Origin of the sequence: Zhongshania aquimaris, from assembly GCF_019312595.1 — a bacterium.
In the GTDB taxonomy this organism is placed as follows: Bacteria; Pseudomonadota; Gammaproteobacteria; order Pseudomonadales; family Spongiibacteraceae; genus Spongiibacter; species Spongiibacter aquimaris.
Map to the genome: position 1 here is coordinate 453,637 of NZ_JAHWDQ010000002.1, position 17,793 is coordinate 471,429.

Genomic DNA, 17,793 nt, shown 5'->3' on the forward strand with positions numbered 1-17,793 from the left:
GTGAGTACCGAGTAATGAACGAAAAATGTAATGCCGGTGAGAATTCACCTAAAAAGACGCAAAGTACTCTATGGGAGTTTGCGCTGGCGGCTTACGCGGAGCCCATAATACAACGGCATTGCCATTATTTGCAGGACCATTATCAAATGGATGTGAATATCTTGCTGGCTGCCGGATTTTGCGGCCGCGAAGGGCGGCGCTGGACAAGTTCGCTATGCGGGGAATTGATAGATTTGGCGGCCCCCATTCGCGAGCGTTATGTGCTGCCGCTGCGCGCTTTACGCAGGGAGGCCGAGGCCAATGCTGGTTTATATGGCGCGCTGAAAGCGGCGGAGATCGAAGCGGAGCGCGTGGAGATTGACGCGCTATGTCATCATGTAGCGATAAAAACCGCCGCGAGCGAGGGGGATGCTCCTTACTTGGACAATATATTGACTTACGCCGCGTTGGTTAAGGGCGTAAGTCAATACGATCTTGCTCCGAAATTTAAAGAAATAGCGGAAAAGTTTGCCGATATTCCCTAAAAATCGTCGAATAGGCTGGCAAGTCGGTCGCCGGCCTTATCTGGATGGCTGGGGATATCGCTCATCCGTCTCACTCGTCGCTTCGGCGGAATGTAGTCCTCTTTTTCGACTGGGGCGACGACTTGTTTGACAGCAGCTGGCGGGGGTGGCGATGTCACTGGCGTATCGGTGTCGGTGCTCGCCGTGACATTACTATTTTTCTCGCTAGACTTCTCTTCTTTTGATGACGCGCTAGGTTTTGCGGCCGCACTGGTAGCTTTGGGTTTCTCCGCTGCGGCTTTTGCTGCCGGGGCTTTCGCTACTGGCGGTTTCTCCGTGTTTGGTTTTTTTACTGCTGGCTTCTCTGTTGGGGCCTTCGCCTTTGGCGCCGCCGGTTTGCTAGATTTTGCCGCTGGTTTTGCCGAGGGAGCCGCCTTTTCTGGCTTCTTGAGCGACTTTTCGGTATCGATAATCGCCTTTAGTACGGCTTTTTCTTTGCGGATGAGCAATTTTTGTTCAAATACCTTACTGCGTATATGCGCTAGCTCCGCTTGGTATTTATCAAAATTGGCTTGATGGGTGTCGATGCTAGCTTGGTTGCGAGCTTGAATGCTGGGCTTTGCGCCCTGTTGTTCTTTTAGACGCTGTTTAGCCTGAGTTAGCTGGTCGCGGGTTTTGTCTATCCGTGATTTTTGAGAAACCTCTTCCTTTTCAAGAAGTAACAGCTCTTTTTCAAGTGCTGCGATGTGCTTTTCCCTAAGCGAGTGCAATTCGGATTGCAGGTTTTGCAGCTCAACAAGTGGGGTTTTGGCCGTTCTACTCTTGTTTTTATTACCAATCATGAGATTTAACCCTACAAATGTTCAAAAAAACATCAATCTGCATTATACAAACTTGTCGCAGAGAATCTATCTCCCCAATCAATAGGATTTATCTCTTGGGACACTGTGTCTGCAGGAACGCTTGTGGCAGACTACGGTCTGAGTATGCATGTCGAATTCGCGACAGTATTTTTTCTTCATAAATAAGGTAGTTACATGAATAAGACACTGGTTTGTGCGGTGGTAATGAGTGGTCTGCTAACGGCTTGTGGTAGTGAAACTTCGTCTAAGGCTGACTTGAATACTGAAATTTCGAAAGTGAGTTACGGTATCGGCGCAAATATTGGTGCGCGATTCGGTGATGACCTTCCCTTAGATGTAGATGCCTTCAGTGCAGGTGTGCGCGATGCCCTTGCTGGCGGCGAGCTGCAGATGAGCGAAGAAGAGATTATGAGCACGCTGCAAGAGTATCAGCAGAAGCAATTAGCAGTTCGTCAGGAAGAAGCGCAGGCGGCCGGCTCTGAGAATCAAGCAGCAGCAGATGCGTTCTTTGCAAAAAATGCCTCTGTGGAAGGTGTGAAGACGACCGAAAGTGGTTTGCAGTATCAAGTGTTGACCGAAGCTGAGGGCGCAAAACCTGGCCCCGACGATACAGTAGAGGTGCATTACCACGGTACGTTGCTCGACGGTACGGTATTCGACAGCTCTTATCAGCGTGGTGAGACGGTAAGTTTTCCAGTTGGCGGTGTAATTCCTGGTTGGACTGAGGCATTGCAGATGATGCCAGTTGGTTCTAAGTGGAAATTATTTATTCCACCAGCCTTGGCTTACGGTCCAGGTGGTGCGGGTCAAATGATTGGTCCAAATTCAGCGTTAATTTTTGATGTTGAATTAATTAGCATTGCCGGTGAAGACAAAGAGTAGTCGATAGATATTGCTCAAGTAGAAAAGGCCCCATGTGGGCCTTTTTTATGCTCGGCTTAGTCACGTGATGCGGTAATCACGGTTTTACTCCTGTCATCAATACCCCCGCCTAGTTTCGATTCCTCTGTTTAAATCGGCGATCGCTTGTGCAGGGTGAGCGTTAATCTGTATCAGTAGCTTGAGGTTCTCTGTAATCGCCAAGAGTCATCGCTAAGAAATTCCTTGTGCAGCCCTCTGTGCGGTACCGTTCATTCAAAGCGAGATAAGGTGGCGAATGTCCAATTCCGGAGTTGCTGGATTTCGGCTGCGCTCGATTTCGTTCCTGGCAAAACGTCGCAGGTATGAGGTTGACGATCAAACCACAGTTCAGCTTGGTCGCTGCGGGACAGTTCCGGTGCGGTGGCCAGCCATATCATGGTGTCGGCCCCCATTCGGCCATCGCGCATAAAGTGTTTTAATTTTTTATTGAAGGCCGGCAGGGATTTGGCGACACCTGGTGTGGCAGCCCAGCCGGGATGCATGGTGTAGTAACTCGTCTTACCGGTGCTTTCCTGGCTCATGTAAAGCAGGGCTCGTTTGGCGCGAGCATAGGCCTTGCTGCCGTCGTATGCTTCGTTGCGGAACTGCAAGTCATCGAGATTTACGCCTTGGAAATATAAACCGCCAGATACTACGTTGATAACGCGGCTGGCATCTGTGAAATGGCCGTCTAATAATTTGCTAAGTAGTACTGGGGCAAGGAAATTTACCGCCAGTGCCTGCTCAAACCCTTCTGCGGTTTCCTCTCGTGTGGCAAATAATGCGCCGGCGTTGTTAATAAGAACGTCGATACGAGGCTGGGTTTGTAGGATTGCTTTAGCGGCCGCAGACGTAGCATGCAGGGAGCTAAGATCGGCTTCAACAATATGAAGTGAATTTGTTTCGCAGCCGCTGAAGTTTTGAATATCGGTGGCTGCTTGCTGAAGTTTCTCTCCGTCGCGTCCTATTAAGATCAGCGTCGCCCCTAATCTCGATAGTTCGCAAGCCGCATCTAGGCCTAAGCCAGCGGTTGGGCCGGTGATCGCGACGACCTTGCCGTCCATTCTGTTGGAGTGGGACTTGCGCGGCTGTGAGAGATAGCCGCGTTTGCCAAAGCCGAGAGCCGCGGGGACGACGAGCTTGTCGCAAATGTCATTTTTTAGGCGTCTGCTGGCGGGAGCGTCAGGATTGCTAAGCGCGACCTGAAGTCCGTTTACGGCCTTAGTGCCGATGCGCTTTAGCAGTGGCTTGAAAATCCAGAGGGTAGACGGTTGCAGCCAAGCTAGATCGAGTTCGGCTCGGTAATCAATACTCGTGCGATTCTTATTAAGTGCGGTAAGGGTAATGGTATCGAGGGCGCTGAAATTGTCACCTACGCCTTCTAATATCAGTTGCCGCGGCTGTTCAATTGCGATTTGACGGTAGTGCATTGCTGCCTGCTTATTCGCTGGCAACTTGAGTAAAATTTCATACTCGGTGCCGACTTTGGGGCTGCCCGGAGTGAGTTTGCGCGAGCGATAAACGCCGGGATCCCATTGTTCGATAGTTGAAAAATCTTTCAGGTAGGCAAAGCAGTCTTCGATTGGTCGGTCTACGACGATGGCCTCATTCAGAGTGTATTTCATCGGTGTCATCTCGCTGCTCGCCGTGGTGCACGGGTGGGGTGTTGGTATCGCTGAGTGTTACGAGTGTGCCGAGTTTCCGGATCAATAAGATTCCTGGATGGCGCGATTTTGTGGTAGTTCGATGTTTTTAGCGGATTGAGATGGGGTTTTCGATGGGAGGGGTGTTGGCGGCCTTAGTTATTATTTGTATGCCGCCTTTAGGTGTTAACTAACTGATCTCAGGAATAAAAAGTGTCAGTACGACCATAATGCCAATGAGAATTGCTAAGTGTGTATTGAGTGTGTTTTTCAGAATAGCGTCATCCGTGCTAATAGACATAGTCTTCTCTCCTGTCGAAGTGTCTAAATTATTATCTAGAAATTATGGCGTGATCGGCCATGGATTTACTTGGTATTAGTTCGTGAAATTTTCGTGATCTAGGGCTTGATATAGCAACAGCGCATAAGAGCTAGCGGTGGATATATTAATCGACATGATATATGCCTTATAAGGGTGCATAACTTGTCGGCGAACTGAATATTGATTGTGTAAAGGTGGGTATCGTTTCCAGTTTTTCATGCACAGATATTTGTTTTAAGAAAACAATAGAAAAAACAAATAGTTAACTATTTGGAATAGCCCTGAGTCCCAAGACGGAGCAATGTTTGTGTCGCCTGATCTCAAGTAATAGTAAACATTGTCGTGAGTATTCGATACCTTATAGAACGCAGTGCTGATGACATTCATCGAAACCTTGTATAACACGCGCGGCTTGATGCATTATTGCCAGCCTGCATCCAATAGTTGTGAGTAGTCTCTCTGGATAAAAAGCATTGTCTGCCATTGGGGTTTGTGTTTTTACTAATTATATAATTTAAATAATAAATATTTATTCAGGGTTTAATGTATCCAAATTTGGAATCGGAGTTAGGTTTTCTTTACCTAAAAATTCTTATTTTCAAATTTTTGGGGCTTGGCGGGAGCTGCATATAAAGGCTTATGCTAGGGTGTTGGGGGTCGGTAGTGAGAGTTCGTCGAGATACCGGCTATCACGTTATATAAATATATTTTGAAACTTGTTGGTGATTTGCTAGGCGCGACTTCTGCTGTTCGGTAATTTTGTGATCGGATATGCGCGGCTTTAAGGGTTGTGCTAATTCTTAAGAGTGCCCGGGTAATGTAGGCACTCAAAAGATAGGTTCCTAGCGCAAGCTCGCAAAAAACTGCTGTATATCACAGAGTAGCACTTCTGGCTCTTCCATCGCTGCAAAATGTCCGCCGCTCTCCATGCGCGATATTTGCTTTAGGTTGTAGTAATGATTTATCCATGCCTCGGGTTGGCATAGTATTTCTTCTGGAAAAATGGCAATGCCACAGGGCGCTTCCACTACTGGCTCGCGGTTATGTGATGGCGCCCACGGCCGGTGCGCCGCCTCGTAGTAGTATCTAGCCGAAGTGCCAAAGCTGTCGGTTAGCCAGTAGAGCATGACGGTCGTGATTAAGTCGTCTTTTGAGAATCGACTTTCTACGTTGCCGCCGCAGTCGCTCCAATCCCGTCGCTTTTCTAAAATCCACGAACACAGTCCTACCGGTGAATCACTCAAGGCATTGGCCAGGGTTTGCGGGCGCGTCGTTTGCAGTGCAAAGTAGCCACCCCCATCAGTAAAGAAATTTACATTCTTTTCTGCAATGTCCATTTCCTCTTCGCTAAAAAATGATCCATCGACGGTGCCACCGCTAAAGGCATCAAGCGGTATCATAGTAGTGAAGTGAGCGCCGATTAACTTGTCTGCGTACTTGTGACCCAGCTGCGCTGTGATGATGGCGCCCCAGTCGTGGCCATGGGCGGCGAATTTTTTATAGCCTAAACCGTCCATAAGTTTTACGAAAATATCGGCGGTGCTCTCAAAGTTAATGCCAGTGGTGGTGAGGGGGGTAGAAAAGCCGTAGCCAGGTAGCGAGGGGATGACCACATCGAAAGCATCCGCCGCATCGCCGCCGTAGGCCGCGGGGTCGGTAAGTGGGTCGATGAGTTTTTGGTAGTCCCAGAACGTCCACGGCCAGCCGTGGCTCAGCAGCAGCGGTGTCGACGACGGGCCCTTACCTTTTTTATAAAGGAAATGAATAGTAAGACCATCTATTTCTGTTTTGAAGTGTTCGAACCGATTCATTTCTTCTTCGTGTTTGCGCCAGTCGTAGTCTTCACGCCAATACTCAACTAATTCAGTTAAGTAATTGGTGTTGGTGCCGTATTCCCAATTGCTGTTCCCAAAGTCAGGAGTGATTCGTGCATTCTTTAATCGTGACGCTAGGTCATCTAGGCGTGATTGGTCTATGTCGATTACGAAACGTTCAATATCCATATTCTGATCTCAAAATGTATTTATACGAGGCTCTACACTAGCCCATCATTTTTTCAAGTAGTGCGAGCATCTTGTCGGTGTGCGGTGCTTTAAAGAACGGCGTTAAGCTTAGTATACCTTGCTTGTAAAAACCTTTGCCGTGACTTAATTGGCGGAAGCCATCGAAGCCGTGGTAAGAGCCCATGCCGCTATGACCTACACCACCTAATGGCATAGTGTCTTGAAGAACATGGGCGGCGATGTCATTGACGACCATGCCGCCAGATGTGGTATTGGTTTTTAGTAGATTAATTTCAGGTTTTGATTTTCCGAAATAGTAGAGGGCTAATGGGCGTTCACCGCGATTGATGTGGGCGGCAACTTGCCTGATGTCGGTATAGGTTTTAATTGGCATTGCGGGGCCGAATATCTCATCGGTCATGATTTTGCAGTCGTCGGCAGGGTCAATGACAAGCGTCGGTGCCAATTTGTGGTTGTGGGCTAACTTTTCTAAACCAATATCATCGCTAAGTGGGATAGTTTGATAGCCCCTGTCCATTGCTTCTTGAATATAGCCAGCAATACGCGCGCGATGACGCTCATTAATAATCGAGCCGTAATCGTCGTTGTCTGCCAAGGTGCCGAAGTTGTCAGCGACAAACTTTTTGGCAAGCTCAATAAATTGTGGCAGCACCTCGGCTTGTACAAAGGTGTAATCGGGAGCGAGACAAATTTGCCCCGCATTCATGGTTTTAAACGTGAAAATGCGCTCAACAGCGGCTTTTAGATCTGCGCCTTGGCCGATAATAACCGGACATTTACCGCCTAACTCTAAGGTGAGTGGTACAAGATTCTCTGCGGCCGCTCGCATAACGTGCTTGGCGACCGATGGTGCGCCAGTAAACACGAGGTGATCAAAGGCCTGCGCAGTAAATGCAGCGGCGACATCGGGGCCGCCATTTACAACACAAATTTCTTCAGGGCCAAAGTCGGCAGTGAACAATTCTTGTAGCAGAGCGGAGGTTTCCGGAGTCAGCTCGGAAGGCTTTATGATGGCGCGATTGCCCGCTGAGATTGCATTGCCCAAAGGTGAAAATGTGAGCTGAATTGGGAAATTCCACGGAGCGACTATACCAACTACTCCCATAGGTTGATAAAACACATGCGCGTCAGCGCCCAGAAGATTAAGGGGGAACTTAGCGCCGCGCTTTTCTGGTTTCATCCATTTGGCAGTATTTTTTCTGCAGTATTTAAGGCTTTCTATTGGCACTAAAATATCAAAAACAACGCTATCGAAATGTGAGCGTGCGCTGTAGTCGTTCTTCAGTGCGGTTGTCAGCTTTAGTTTGTTTTTGCGAAGCATCGCAATAAGACGATCAAGGCGTTCGAGCCGGGTCTTAAGATTTGGATAGCCGTCTTGAATGAAACTGCTGCGCTGCAACTCGACCAAATTCTTAATGTAATGAAAATCGCTGTTCTCTTCTTGGGTGTTCAGTAGGGCGCTGTTCATGTTTTTAATCCTCGCGTTGAGGGCGATCGTAATGAGTGGCAAAGGCTGAGTTACTAAGCCACAACGATAGGTCTAATGTGATCAATGATATGTATTTATGGAGGCTGCGACGGAGATTTGTTGCGCTTTATTGTTGATGATTTACGTATTGCCGAATGCAGTCTACGAGCTTAATTGCATGAGATATTCGCAGTTAATGACCTTTAAGTCAATAACTGCGGGCAGCACATTCCCTCTCTGCGATCAGGTTTCTAACTGTTCTCTAAATTTAGGCGGGGTGGATCTCGTCCGATTCTCGACGCTTGGCATGAATGTATTTGGTTAAGCGTGGCCAGTTTTACTCTAAGCATAAATGCAGTTTTCTCCACGCTATTTGTAGAAGACTTTCATTGATCCAAGCGGCTGCACTGTTGATGGCCTAAGATTTGAGTTGCCTGCTGAGCTAAGTCAAAAGTTGTCTTTAATCATTATTGATGTTCAAATCAATATAGGCCCGCATAACGCAGGGGATGAACCCGTGCCAGCGAGGTCTGCCTTCGTCCCTTGCGTGCTAAGCGAAGACGGGTGCGCGTATTGGGGCATGGATAGATGCCGAGAAAGAGTCATGGTGAACGTAGTGCGCCACCGCAAACTGCCATTGTCAAAGTCGGTGATGGGGTCTTGGTCCAATAAGCTTGAAAACATAGCAAGCCTAAGGCTTGGTGAATTTAAAAATTATGATTGCCGGAGTACAGCGCGATGAGCGATGTGATAAAAACACCATTAGAAATGCTCTATCAGTGGGAGTCGACCGCGGCTGAGCAAGTATTTTTGCGTCAGCCTAAGGCTTTGCAGTGGACAGAATATACGTGGGCGCAGGTTGCTGATCGGGCTCGCCGCCTGGCGACATATCTTTCCGCTCAAGACTACGAGCCCGGCAGTCGGATCGCAGTGTTCGCAAAAAATTGCGCAGACTGGGTAGTGGTTGATTTTGCAATTATGCTCAGTGGCCACGTTAGCGTGCCTTTGTATCCAGGTCAGGACGCCCCCTCGTCTAAATACATTTTAGAGCACAGTGAAAGCCGGCTAATTTTTCTCGGCCAGTTTGATATCGCTGAGCAAGCGGACACGGTGCTGCCTGCAGGAATTAAACGAATTGGTATTTCAGGCTGTAGCTGCGAGGTTGAAGCAGATTTAGAAACCATTATTGCGAGTCATGAACCGATGGCAGACTCTCCGACACCGCATCTCGATGCCTTGATGACCATTCTGTATACCTCTGGCACGACCGGTAATCCCAAAGGGGTAATGCATGTTCACGGTACGCCAGGGCGTATTTTGCCGCGTATGCAAAAGGACTGGAAAATTGGTGGCGGTCCAGAGCGCGAGCGCCTGATTTCATACTTGCCCTTGTCGCACGCAGCTGAGCGCTGCATTGTTGAAATGAATGCGCTTTACTGCAACGGCATCATCTCGTTCTCTGAAGGATTGGAGACCTTTGCCGCGGAGCTGCGAGAAGTCGAACCTACCTTCTTCTTTTCGGTGCCTCGTTTGTGGGTGAAATTTAAAGCGGCGGTTGACGCGAAAATCCCGCCATCTGTGCAGGCGGGGTTTGGCGAGGAGCAGAAGGAGCAGGTTAGAAAGCAGCTCGGCTTAAATAAAGCTCGAATGGTGTTGACGGGTTCGGCACCTTGCCCGCGTGACGTGCAAAACTGGTTTATCGATATGGGCGTGGTGTTACGTGAGGGATACTCCATGACTGAGAATTTTTGCGACGGAACATTTTGGTTGTCGGATGAGCGGCCGCAGGCCGGATGTGTGGGTATACCTTTGCAGGGTGTGCAAATTAAAATTACCGATGACGAAGAAGTGTGTTTCAAAAGTGATGGCCTAATGACCGGCTACTATAAAAATCCAGAGAAAACCGCAGAGGCTTTAGTTGACGGCTGGTACCACACTGGTGACACAGGCAAGCTCGATGAAAATGGAAATTTATGGATTACCGGGCGTATTAGTGAAGTCTTCAAGACCACAAAAGGAAAGTTTATACAGCCGATAAAGTTAGAGGACGATTTCGGCTCGTTAATTGAGTTAGAGCAAGTCTGCGTTTGTGGTCACGGTCTTGACCAGCCTCTATTGTTGGCGACATTGTCAGAGTTAGCGCGTGGTTTGTCACGCGATGAATTGATTGCCAGTTTGGAAGCTTCATTGTCGTGTATTAACGCAACACTAGCGGCGTATGAGCGAGTAAATCAAATTGTTATAACGCCAGAGTGGACGATTATGAACGGCCTACTTACACCGACCATGAAGCTCAAACGAAAAAGTATTATTGCGCATTTTAAAGATCAAATTGAGGCGAAGCACGAAAGTACGGTTGTGTTTATGTAGCCGCAATAGTCTTCAGCGGGTCATAAAAAATTGCCTGTGTCGATTGCGTATGCAGGTGGCTAATTTATTAGCACTTGACTTGGATGTATATGGTGGCAATAGCATAGCCACGATGAAGCGCTTTACCACGCGCTGAGGAAGAGCGACGATGCTAGATTGCTGCTTATAACGTTTACCCTCCGCGCCAATGATACTTTGGTTCGTGTAATCTCGGCTCGTGATATGCACCGAAAAGAGAGGAATGTTTATGAGCAAAGTTAAACCCACGCCCGAATTCAAAACGGAAGCTGAAGAGCGAGCATTTTGGAAGAAGCATGATTCAAGCGATTATATTGATTGGGCGAAGGCGCAATCAGTTTCAATGCCAAAACTGAAGCCGTCAATTAAAACCATTTCGCTCAGACTACCCGAGGGTTTGCTGGATAGCATAAAAATTGAAGCGAATAAGCGCGACATGCCCTATCAGTCTCTTATCAAGTCATGGCTTACCGATGATGTTAAACAGAGCCGCAATGTTTGATGATGTGCTAATTACTTCGCGTCTGCGCACCGCAGATAAACGCTAATTGGTTGCTGACCAGCATATTCTACAAATGCTTCTTAGCTTTCGGGTGAATCAACATCTGTAGACAATTTTGATGACTTATTTTTAGTTCGAATTTCTTACAGTGGCGGGTTGCCTGGAAGCTGCGCTAAGCCGTCATTCAGCTTTAGCCACGAAACCATAGAATCGCACCACATATGGCCCTGCAGATCGACTGAGCTTGGCTTGTCTAGCGATCCCACTTTTATGAATAAGAGATCGGGCATTTCAGTTGCGACAGAATACAGCGGCGTGCCGCAGTTACCACAGAAGTGACGATTTATCGTCAAGCCGGCATCGCCCTTCACGGTATACGCTTTAGATTCGCCGGTCATTTCGCAGCTAGCGGCAGGGAAGAAGGCGACCGTGGCAAAGGCGCTGCCAGACGCATATTGGCAATCGCGGCAATGACAGGCCATCACGCTAACGGGTTCGCTGCTGCAGGTGTAGCGGACGTCGCCACAGGCACACTGGCCTTGATGTATCGTATGGTCGCTCATAAAAATTCTCCCGATATTTTATTTATTAGTCGATCAATTTGTTGAGTTTATTAATAAGATGATTTATTTCGCCGCGTGAGTTTTCTGGGCTGCTAATAATGCCATTGAAAACAAGATGGGTGAGTTGATCTGCTATCGTTTCGCTACTTTCACGTTTTGTACCCGCAACGATGTCCCACAAATAATGCTCAATCGCGCCAAACACCACATTTCGAATGAGCACTGGCGATGCTGATTCAGTAATTTCGCCGCTTTGTTTTCCTTCACGTACTACATTGATAACAACGTTACTGTAGCGACGATTAAAGTCGTGAACCTTTTCCAGTAGTTCTGTCTGTGCGCCACGGGACTCGTTGAGAATAACCGTACATAGGTCGCTGTTATTGTCTAGCAGCGACATGTGAGTGTGGATAATGTAGCGCAGTTTGTTTTGTGCGCCAGAAATACCGCTGACACCGCCTTCCATGGTGGCGGTAATCTCCTCGTAAAACTCCTCAATGACTTTCACCATCAGCGCGCGTTTGCTTTTGAAGTAATGCAATACTGTGCCTTCGACGACACCAACGGCATCCGCTATTTCGGCAATCGTCGCGTCTTCATAGCCGCGGCTGATGAAGACTTTGCGGGCCGAGCTGACAATCTCTTTTTCGCGATGCTCTCGTGACAGGCGAGTGCGGGTGCCGGGCTTTTTTGTTTTAGTAACCACGTTGTTATCTCTTCGTTGTGTTATCGCGTGGAAACTTAATCGTCTCCGTGCGCAATAAAATCTGCTTCGCGTCGCTCTTTAAACGAACGTAAGCCCTCTTGGAAGGCATTGCCTCCAAAGCTTAGGGTTTGAAGCTGCTGCTCTAATTTTAGCTGCGTGCCAAAGCTACTTTCGCAGGCGGACCGCAATGCTTCTTTGGTTCTGCGTATCGCTGCGGGGGAAAGCTTAGCCAAGTTTGCCGCCAAGGTCGACGCTTCCTTCATTAGCTCTGCATCGTCTACGCACTTCCAAATCATGCCGCTGCGTGCGGCAACTTCGGCAGGCATCGCTTCGCCAGTTAAAAACAGCGCTAGCGCCTGATTATAGTTTAATCCGCGGCTGACCAGCCAGGAGCAGCCCATATCGGGGATCACGCCAAGCTTGGGAACAAAGGGTAGTGAAAAGTAGGCCGATTTGGCAGCTAATACAATATCGGCATTCAAGCCCAAGCCCACGCCGGCACCAATTGCAGGGCCGTTAATAGCAGACACCACGGGTTTTGGCATCGCCATCAGATATTCCGCCAAGGGGTTATATGTGTCTTCGATCACCTTGTTAACGTAGTCGTCTAAAGGGCCTTCTTGGCTCATAAAGGTTTTGAGATTGCCTCCGGCACTAAAGAGTTTGCCTCTGCCAGTAAGTAGCACCGCGCGAATTTGATCGTCTGCTACTGCGGCCTTCAATGCTGCCAGCAAAGCATTGGCCATTTCTTCAGTAATGCTATTGAAGGAGCTCGGGTCATATAGCGCAATGGTGCGCACGTAATCGTTGTCGCTGATTTCAATCATGTTCTTATCCTTACTTTTTGCTAGAACTTAGGCAGTCGATTGTGGCATCGCCGATTTGGTAGCCACCGTCAATATCGAGAATGGTGCCGGTAATGTATTTGCCCAAATCACTGCTTAAATACACCGCTGCGGCGCCGATATCGTCCACGGAACCCAGGTACCTCAGTGGTAATGCGTTGACGAGTTTTTGGCCGGCTTCAGGTTCGGTGGCAAACAAACGTTTTAGGCCTTCTGTCTCCGCCGTAAGACCCGGTGAAATACCGTTCACACAGATACCCGCTGGCCCCCACTCCATGGCCAGCGTTTTAAGCAGAGCGTTGACGCCGGCTTTGGCGGCGCAAACATGTGCCTGCAGCGGGGTTGGGTTGACGGCTTGCGGCGCGGTAATGGCAATAAAACGCGCGCCGGGCGTATTACAGTGGTCAAAAGCGGCGCGGAAGACGTGATAGCTGCCGATAAGGTCGATATCAATGATGGTTTTAAAGCCGTTGGGGCTGATATCGATGGCGGGGGCAAAAAAGTTACCTGCGGCGCCGGCGACCACGATATCCAGGGGGCCAAATTTTTCAACGGTCGCCAATATCGCACTGTCTACCGCAGCATAGTCGCGGACATCGGCGCTGAAGGCGATCGCCTCGTATTTACCCTCCGCGCTAATTTCTCCAGCAGCTTTGACTGCCTTATCTAAATCGCGGCCAATGACGCTGATTTTTGCACCGAGTCTGGCCATCGATTTGGCTATGCCCAGATTGATTCCACTGGTGCCGCCAGAGATGAAAGCTACTTTGCCTTCTAGAGTATTTTCTTGAAACACGAGACTGTTCCCTTTAACTGAGATTTGATTGTAATTTAGCGCATAATTGAGTAAAGCTCAATTATGTTGGGGGTGCGTCTTTGGGGTGTAAAATTTGTCCCGCGATATTGCTTGTGTGGCTTATATTCGCCTTTAAAAAATAAACTCGTTTTAAATCAGTATTTTGCGCTGTAAATCCATAAGAGAGGGGTGCGATTATTATCCGCTGAGAATGAGGTGGAGTGGCCACTCAATAAAGTTGCGAGCATTATCAATATTGATCTTTTAGTCATTATATTCTATATTAACCTTTGCTCAATAGCGGGTTTTCGCGGTGTATTGTATTAGGTGCGACTCTTCCCCGCCGTTTACGGCGGGTCTTTTTTATTTTTCCTCGGTTGTTGCGAAAAGTACGGCGCCATATGGAGTTTTGGTGTCTAGCGGCTCAATTTCTAGAGCTCATCTCTCCTCTATTGAATAATAACTAATAGTGTTAATCCGTAATATTTTACATTTTAATAAGATTTTTACGTGATTTTCGTAAATATATTTTATTGCGTTCGTCCTTTTTTGTATTTATATTGAGTGTTGCTCAATTGTATTGTTTGAATATTGTCGATAACTAAGCACACTGGAAAATTCAATGTCTGCTGTACGAAGTTTTAAAAAAGTACTTGTCGCCAACCGCGGCGAAATTGCCATGCGGATCTTGCGGACGCTCAAGGAGTTGGGGCTGCAGTCTGCTGTCCTTTACCACCGTCAGGAAATCGAAAGTCCTGCGCTTACACTTGCTGACGAGGCCTACGAAGTATTCGGTGATACGCCGGTAGGCGCTTATCTCGATATTCCGCAGATTGTTGGTTTGTGTAAAAGTCACGGCGTCGATGCCGTTCACCCGGGTTATGGGTTCTTGGCAGAGAACGCGAATTTCGTCCGCGCTTTAGATGAAGCGGGCGTATGTTTTATTGGGCCGCGTCCAGAAGTGATGAATTTGATGGGCGATAAGATCGGCTCGCGTGACTTTGTTGCTGAGCGCGGTTTTCCCATCGCGCCCTCGGTTATTGATGATGGTGACGAAGACAAGCTTATTGCTGCCATTATCGAGATCGGTTTTCCGGTGTTGATTAAAGCCTCCGCAGGTGGCGGTGGTAAGGGTATGCAAATCGTCCGTGAGGCCGGTGGCCTGCGAGACATAGTCGCTACGGCCAAGGTTGAAGCGCAGCGTTACTTTGGTGACCCGCGAGTATATGCGGAGCGCTATATTGAAAGCCCCCGCCATATTGAAGTTCAGGTTTTGGGCGACGAGCACGGCAACTGCGTACATTTGTGGGAGCGCGAGTGCTCCATTCAGCGCCGCTTCCAGAAGGTTATAGAAGAAACGCCATCACCGGCCTTGAGCCCAGAGTTACGTCGCGATATTTGCGAGTCCGCAGTGGGTATTGCAAAGGCCACTAATTACACCGGCGCAGGCACCATTGAATTTATTTTCTCGCCAAACGGCGATTACTACTTCTTAGAGATGAATACGCGCATACAGGTTGAGCACCCCATTACCGAAATGGTCACGGGCGTCGATTTGGTTGCCGAGCAAGTGCGAGTCGCCATGGGTGAGCCGCTGAGCTTTAAGCAAGAAGATATAAAACAAATAGGTCACGCCATTGAGTGTCGTATTTGTGCAGAAATTCCTGACGATGACTTTGCGCCCTCCGCCGGTAAGGTGCTGATGTTGCGTCCGCCTGTTGGCGAAGGCATGCGGTTTGATAGCGGTAGTTACGAGGGTCAAAAAGTCGGTACCGCGTTTGACTCAATGATCGCCAAGCTTATTGTTCACGCTGATGACCGCGATGCGGCCATTGCCCGTGCCGGTGAGGCGTTGGATCAACTCGTGCTACTGGGTGTGGAAACAAACGCTGATTATTTAGGGCGCTTGCTCCGTCATCCCGCATTTAAATCTGGTGAAACTAATACCGGTTTTATTAAAGAGCATGCCGCAGATATAGGGCCGTCGCTTGCGAGTGCTGACGTGCAAACAGCTGTATTGGCAACCGCAGCGCTGAGTGATCGCCAGTTTGTGGCGATGATGGATGACGTGCCGTATCCATATCGTCTCATGAAAGAATGGAGAAACTGAGTTGAGATACACATTCAAAATTGGTGATGAACTGGTAAAAGTTGCACCGCGTAGTTTGGCCGATGAGTTGGTTCTAACGATTGGTGATAAAGACTGCGACGTTAAGTTTGAGCACGGTAAAGAAGGCCGTTGTCAATTGACGCTCGATGGCAAATCCTATGAGTCTTGGGTGGCCCGGGATGGCGATGACATTTACATCAAAATGTCTGGCAGCTACTTCAAAGTCACCGCTATTGATCCCTGTGCCGCTGCTGCAGGTGCTAGCGCGGGTGCTGGCGCAATTAGCGCGCCGATGCCCGGTGTTGTGGTTGAAGTGCTGGTAGCCGAAGGCGATAGCGTCGTTGAAGGCGATAAATTATTGACGATTGAAAGTATGAAATTGCAATCGACTGTTAGGGCCGCCTGCGACGGTGTCGTTGGCCGCATACATGTTAGTGCGGGTTCCGAATTCAACAAGGACGATGTTCTTGTTGAGATCGAAAGCGACGACTAAACCCTTAGACATTCACAGAAATCGGCTGGACTATCGCCATGCGTAGAATTCAATCGCGAGTGAACATTAACTCGCCAGAGTACCAAGAAAATCTTAAAGCGAACGAAGCACGCTTGGGCGAGTTTCATCGTCGCCAAAATGCCGCTCGTCACGAGCGTCCGCAACGGGATTTAGACCGCCTAGCGCGCCAAGGAAAAATGCTGCCGCGCGAGCGTTTGGAAATGTTGCTCGATCCGGGCACGCCATTTTTAGAGTTGTCTACTCTGGCGGCGGGCGAGCATTACGATGGTGATTCACCGTCGGCCAGCTGCATCACCGGGATCGGTATTGTGGCTGGTCGCGAAGTGCTCATTCATGCCAATGACAGCACGGTAAAAGGTGGTGCTTGGTATCCAATGACAATCAAAAAGATTGTACGCGCTATGGATATCGCCATTGAAAATCACCTGCCAGTGATTCACCTGTGCGACAGTGCTGGTGGCTTCTTGCCTCTGCAATCAGAATTATTTGGCGACAAATATTTTGCCGGTCGTATTTTCCGTAACCAAGCCATTCTAAGTAAGATGGGTTGTAAGCAATTATCTCTGGTGTTTGGACACTGCACGGCCGGTGGCGCGTATGTGCCTGCGCTGAGTGACTACAGCGTTATTGTTCGCGGCACTGGTGCGGTATTCCTCGGTGGTCCACCACTTGTTAAAGCGGCAACTGGCGAAGAAGTTACTGTTGAAGAGCTGGGCGGTGCAGACATGCACACCTCGGTAAGCGGAACCTGCGATTACCCAGCCGATACCGAAGAGCAAGCGATTGCGATTGGTCGCGAAATTGTTGCTCAGTGGAGCAAAAAGAAAAAATGGGATGCTCAGCAGCAAGCCCCGGAAGCACCTTACTACGACCCTAAAGAGTTGTATGGAATTATCCCCGCTAACATTAAAACTCAGTTCGATATGATGGAAGTGATTGCCCGTGTAGTCGACGGCAGTCGTTTCCATGAGTACCAACCTGCCTACGGTAAAACGCTGATCTGCGGTTTTGCTCATATCTGGGGTTATAAGGTCGGCGTTATCGGTAACAACGGTATTCTGTTCAACGACAGCTCTAAAAAAGCCGCGCACTTTATTCAGCTTTGTAACCAGAATAAAACGCCACTTGTATTTCTGCAGAATATCACCGGCTATATGGTGGGTCGCGAATACGAGCGCGAAGGTATTACTAAAGACGGCGCGAAAATGATTATGGTGCAGGCGGGTAGTGAAGTGCCTAAGTTCACCATTATGACGAATGGCTCATACGGTGCGGGTAACTACGGTATGTGCGGTCGTGCCTTTGATAGTCGTTTCTTGTTCAGCTGGCCGAACAGCGAAATCTCGGTGATGGGTGGCGAGCAAGCGGCAAAAACCTTGGCGACCATTAAAACCACCCAGCTTGAGCGCGAAGGAAAAAGCCTGAGTGAAGAAGAGCGCGCGAAAATATACAGCGATGTGACTGACGACTACGAGCATCAAAGCAGCGCTTACTACACCTCTTCTCTGATTTGGGATGACGGCATTATAGATCCTGCCGACACTCGTAATGCATTGGGCATGGCAATAGCCACAGCGATGAACGCGCCGATTGAAGACCCGCGTTACGGCGTACTGCGTATTTAAGTGGCATTAAAAGAATTGAGG

At 48.7% G+C, this 17,793-nt stretch carries 15 protein-coding genes; 7 read left to right on the forward strand and 8 right to left on the reverse strand.

The features are described from left to right. The first annotated feature begins 14 nt into the window (after positions 1 to 14). Positions 15 to 524, forward strand: a complete 510-nt coding sequence (locus KXJ70_RS10890; protein ID WP_219043529.1) for a TIGR02444 family protein — start codon at positions 15 to 17, stop codon at positions 522 to 524. Here KXJ70_RS10890 and KXJ70_RS10895 read toward each other — a convergent pair. Then, a complete protein-coding gene (locus tag KXJ70_RS10895; protein ID WP_219043530.1) occupies positions 521 to 1,345 on the reverse strand; it encodes a hypothetical protein in 825 nt (274 codons plus the stop codon). The genes KXJ70_RS10890 and KXJ70_RS10895 overlap by 4 nt on opposite strands. A gap of 195 nt (positions 1,346 to 1,540) precedes the next feature. On the opposite strand from KXJ70_RS10895, the gene bamJ reads away from it, so the two are divergent. Further along, positions 1,541 to 2,248: a BamJ family beta-barrel-assembly machinery protein gene (bamJ, locus tag KXJ70_RS10900; protein WP_219043531.1), complete on the forward strand. Its 708-nt coding sequence runs from the start codon at positions 1,541 to 1,543 to the stop codon at positions 2,246 to 2,248. 248 nt (positions 2,249 to 2,496) lie between these two features. Here the strand turns inward: bamJ and KXJ70_RS10905 are convergent, their stop codons facing one another. From KXJ70_RS10905 to KXJ70_RS10915, 3 genes are all read right to left on the reverse strand, one after another. Further along, complete coding sequence (locus KXJ70_RS10905) at positions 2,497 to 3,891, reverse strand: SDR family NAD(P)-dependent oxidoreductase (protein WP_219043532.1); 1,395 nt, start codon at positions 3,889 to 3,891, stop codon at positions 2,497 to 2,499. Positions 3,892 to 5,073: 1,182 nt separating this feature from the next. Then, positions 5,074 to 6,234 (reverse strand): epoxide hydrolase family protein, encoded by a 1,161-nt coding sequence (locus tag KXJ70_RS10910; RefSeq protein ID WP_219043533.1) that lies wholly within the window; start codon positions 6,232 to 6,234, stop codon positions 5,074 to 5,076. Positions 6,235 to 6,271: 37 nt separating this feature from the next. Further along, entirely contained in the window at positions 6,272 to 7,723 is a 1,452-nt protein-coding gene (locus tag KXJ70_RS10915) for a coniferyl aldehyde dehydrogenase (protein ID WP_219043534.1), read from the reverse strand. Positions 7,724 to 8,461: 738 nt separating this feature from the next. Here KXJ70_RS10915 and KXJ70_RS10920 point away from each other — a divergent pair. After that, positions 8,462 to 10,093, forward strand: coding sequence for an AMP-binding protein (locus KXJ70_RS10920; RefSeq protein ID WP_219043535.1), 1,632 nt, complete (start codon positions 8,462 to 8,464; stop codon positions 10,091 to 10,093). Between the two features lie 247 nt (positions 10,094 to 10,340). Then, on the forward strand, positions 10,341 to 10,613 hold the full coding sequence (locus KXJ70_RS10925; protein WP_219043536.1) for a BrnA antitoxin family protein: 273 nt from the start codon (positions 10,341 to 10,343) through the stop codon (positions 10,611 to 10,613). A gap of 143 nt (positions 10,614 to 10,756) precedes the next feature. Here KXJ70_RS10925 and KXJ70_RS10930 read toward each other — a convergent pair whose 3' ends face one another. The 4 genes from KXJ70_RS10930 to KXJ70_RS10945 are packed head-to-tail and all read right to left on the reverse strand — an operon-like array spanning position 10,757 to position 13,523. Next, positions 10,757 to 11,176, reverse strand: a complete 420-nt coding sequence (locus KXJ70_RS10930; RefSeq protein WP_219043537.1) for a GFA family protein — start codon at positions 11,174 to 11,176, stop codon at positions 10,757 to 10,759. A gap of 25 nt (positions 11,177 to 11,201) precedes the next feature. Continuing rightward, positions 11,202 to 11,882 (reverse strand): TetR/AcrR family transcriptional regulator, encoded by a 681-nt coding sequence (locus tag KXJ70_RS10935; RefSeq protein WP_219043538.1) that lies wholly within the window; start codon positions 11,880 to 11,882, stop codon positions 11,202 to 11,204. Between the two features lie 35 nt (positions 11,883 to 11,917). After that, positions 11,918 to 12,709 (reverse strand): enoyl-CoA hydratase/isomerase family protein, encoded by a 792-nt coding sequence (locus tag KXJ70_RS10940; RefSeq protein WP_219043539.1) that lies wholly within the window; start codon positions 12,707 to 12,709, stop codon positions 11,918 to 11,920. A gap of 10 nt (positions 12,710 to 12,719) precedes the next feature. Next, the gene (locus tag KXJ70_RS10945) at positions 12,720 to 13,523 is read right to left on the reverse strand and encodes an SDR family oxidoreductase (RefSeq protein ID WP_219043540.1); all 804 of its coding nucleotides are present in this window, start codon (positions 13,521 to 13,523) and stop codon (positions 12,720 to 12,722) included. A 622-nt stretch (positions 13,524 to 14,145) separates the two neighbouring features. Between KXJ70_RS10945 and KXJ70_RS10950 the strand changes: the two genes are divergently transcribed. Genes KXJ70_RS10950 through KXJ70_RS10960 form a run of 3 tightly spaced genes read left to right on the forward strand, consistent with a single transcriptional unit; the run spans position 14,146 to position 17,772 of the window. Continuing rightward, on the forward strand, positions 14,146 to 15,633 hold the full coding sequence (locus KXJ70_RS10950) for an acetyl-CoA carboxylase biotin carboxylase subunit (protein ID WP_219043541.1): 1,488 nt from the start codon (positions 14,146 to 14,148) through the stop codon (positions 15,631 to 15,633). A gap of 1 nt (position 15,634) precedes the next feature. Next, positions 15,635 to 16,126, forward strand: a complete 492-nt coding sequence (locus tag KXJ70_RS10955; protein ID WP_219043542.1) for an acyl-CoA carboxylase biotin carboxyl carrier protein subunit — start codon at positions 15,635 to 15,637, stop codon at positions 16,124 to 16,126. Positions 16,127 to 16,164: 38 nt separating this feature from the next. Then, the gene (locus KXJ70_RS10960; RefSeq protein WP_219043543.1) at positions 16,165 to 17,772 is read left to right on the forward strand and encodes an acyl-CoA carboxylase subunit beta; all 1,608 of its coding nucleotides are present in this window, start codon (positions 16,165 to 16,167) and stop codon (positions 17,770 to 17,772) included. The last annotated feature ends 21 nt before the right edge of the window (positions 17,773 to 17,793 follow it).

What these genes read in the sequence shown, in the direction of transcription:
- KXJ70_RS10915 (WP_219043534.1), bottom strand. Translation starts at nt 7,723, where the DNA reads ATGAACAGCGCCCTACTGAACACCCAAGAAGAGAACAGCGATTTTCAT.
- KXJ70_RS10930 (WP_219043537.1), bottom strand. Translation starts at nt 11,176, where the DNA reads ATGAGCGACCATACGATACATCAAGGCCAGTGTGCCTGTGGCGACGTC.
- KXJ70_RS10890 (WP_219043529.1), top strand. Translation starts at nt 15, where the DNA reads ATGAACGAAAAATGTAATGCCGGTGAGAATTCACCTAAAAAGACGCAA.
- KXJ70_RS10960 (WP_219043543.1), top strand. Translation starts at nt 16,165, where the DNA reads ATGCGTAGAATTCAATCGCGAGTGAACATTAACTCGCCAGAGTACCAA.
- KXJ70_RS10920 (WP_219043535.1), top strand. Translation starts at nt 8,462, where the DNA reads ATGAGCGATGTGATAAAAACACCATTAGAAATGCTCTATCAGTGGGAG.
- bamJ (WP_219043531.1), top strand. Translation starts at nt 1,541, where the DNA reads ATGAATAAGACACTGGTTTGTGCGGTGGTAATGAGTGGTCTGCTAACG.
- KXJ70_RS10895 (WP_219043530.1), bottom strand. Translation starts at nt 1,345, where the DNA reads ATGATTGGTAATAAAAACAAGAGTAGAACGGCCAAAACCCCACTTGTT.
- KXJ70_RS10925 (WP_219043536.1), top strand. Translation starts at nt 10,341, where the DNA reads ATGAGCAAAGTTAAACCCACGCCCGAATTCAAAACGGAAGCTGAAGAG.
- KXJ70_RS10950 (WP_219043541.1), top strand. Translation starts at nt 14,146, where the DNA reads ATGTCTGCTGTACGAAGTTTTAAAAAAGTACTTGTCGCCAACCGCGGC.
- KXJ70_RS10940 (WP_219043539.1), bottom strand. Translation starts at nt 12,709, where the DNA reads ATGATTGAAATCAGCGACAACGATTACGTGCGCACCATTGCGCTATAT.
- KXJ70_RS10905 (WP_219043532.1), bottom strand. Translation starts at nt 3,891, where the DNA reads ATGAAATACACTCTGAATGAGGCCATCGTCGTAGACCGACCAATCGAA.
- KXJ70_RS10910 (WP_219043533.1), bottom strand. Translation starts at nt 6,234, where the DNA reads ATGGATATTGAACGTTTCGTAATCGACATAGACCAATCACGCCTAGAT.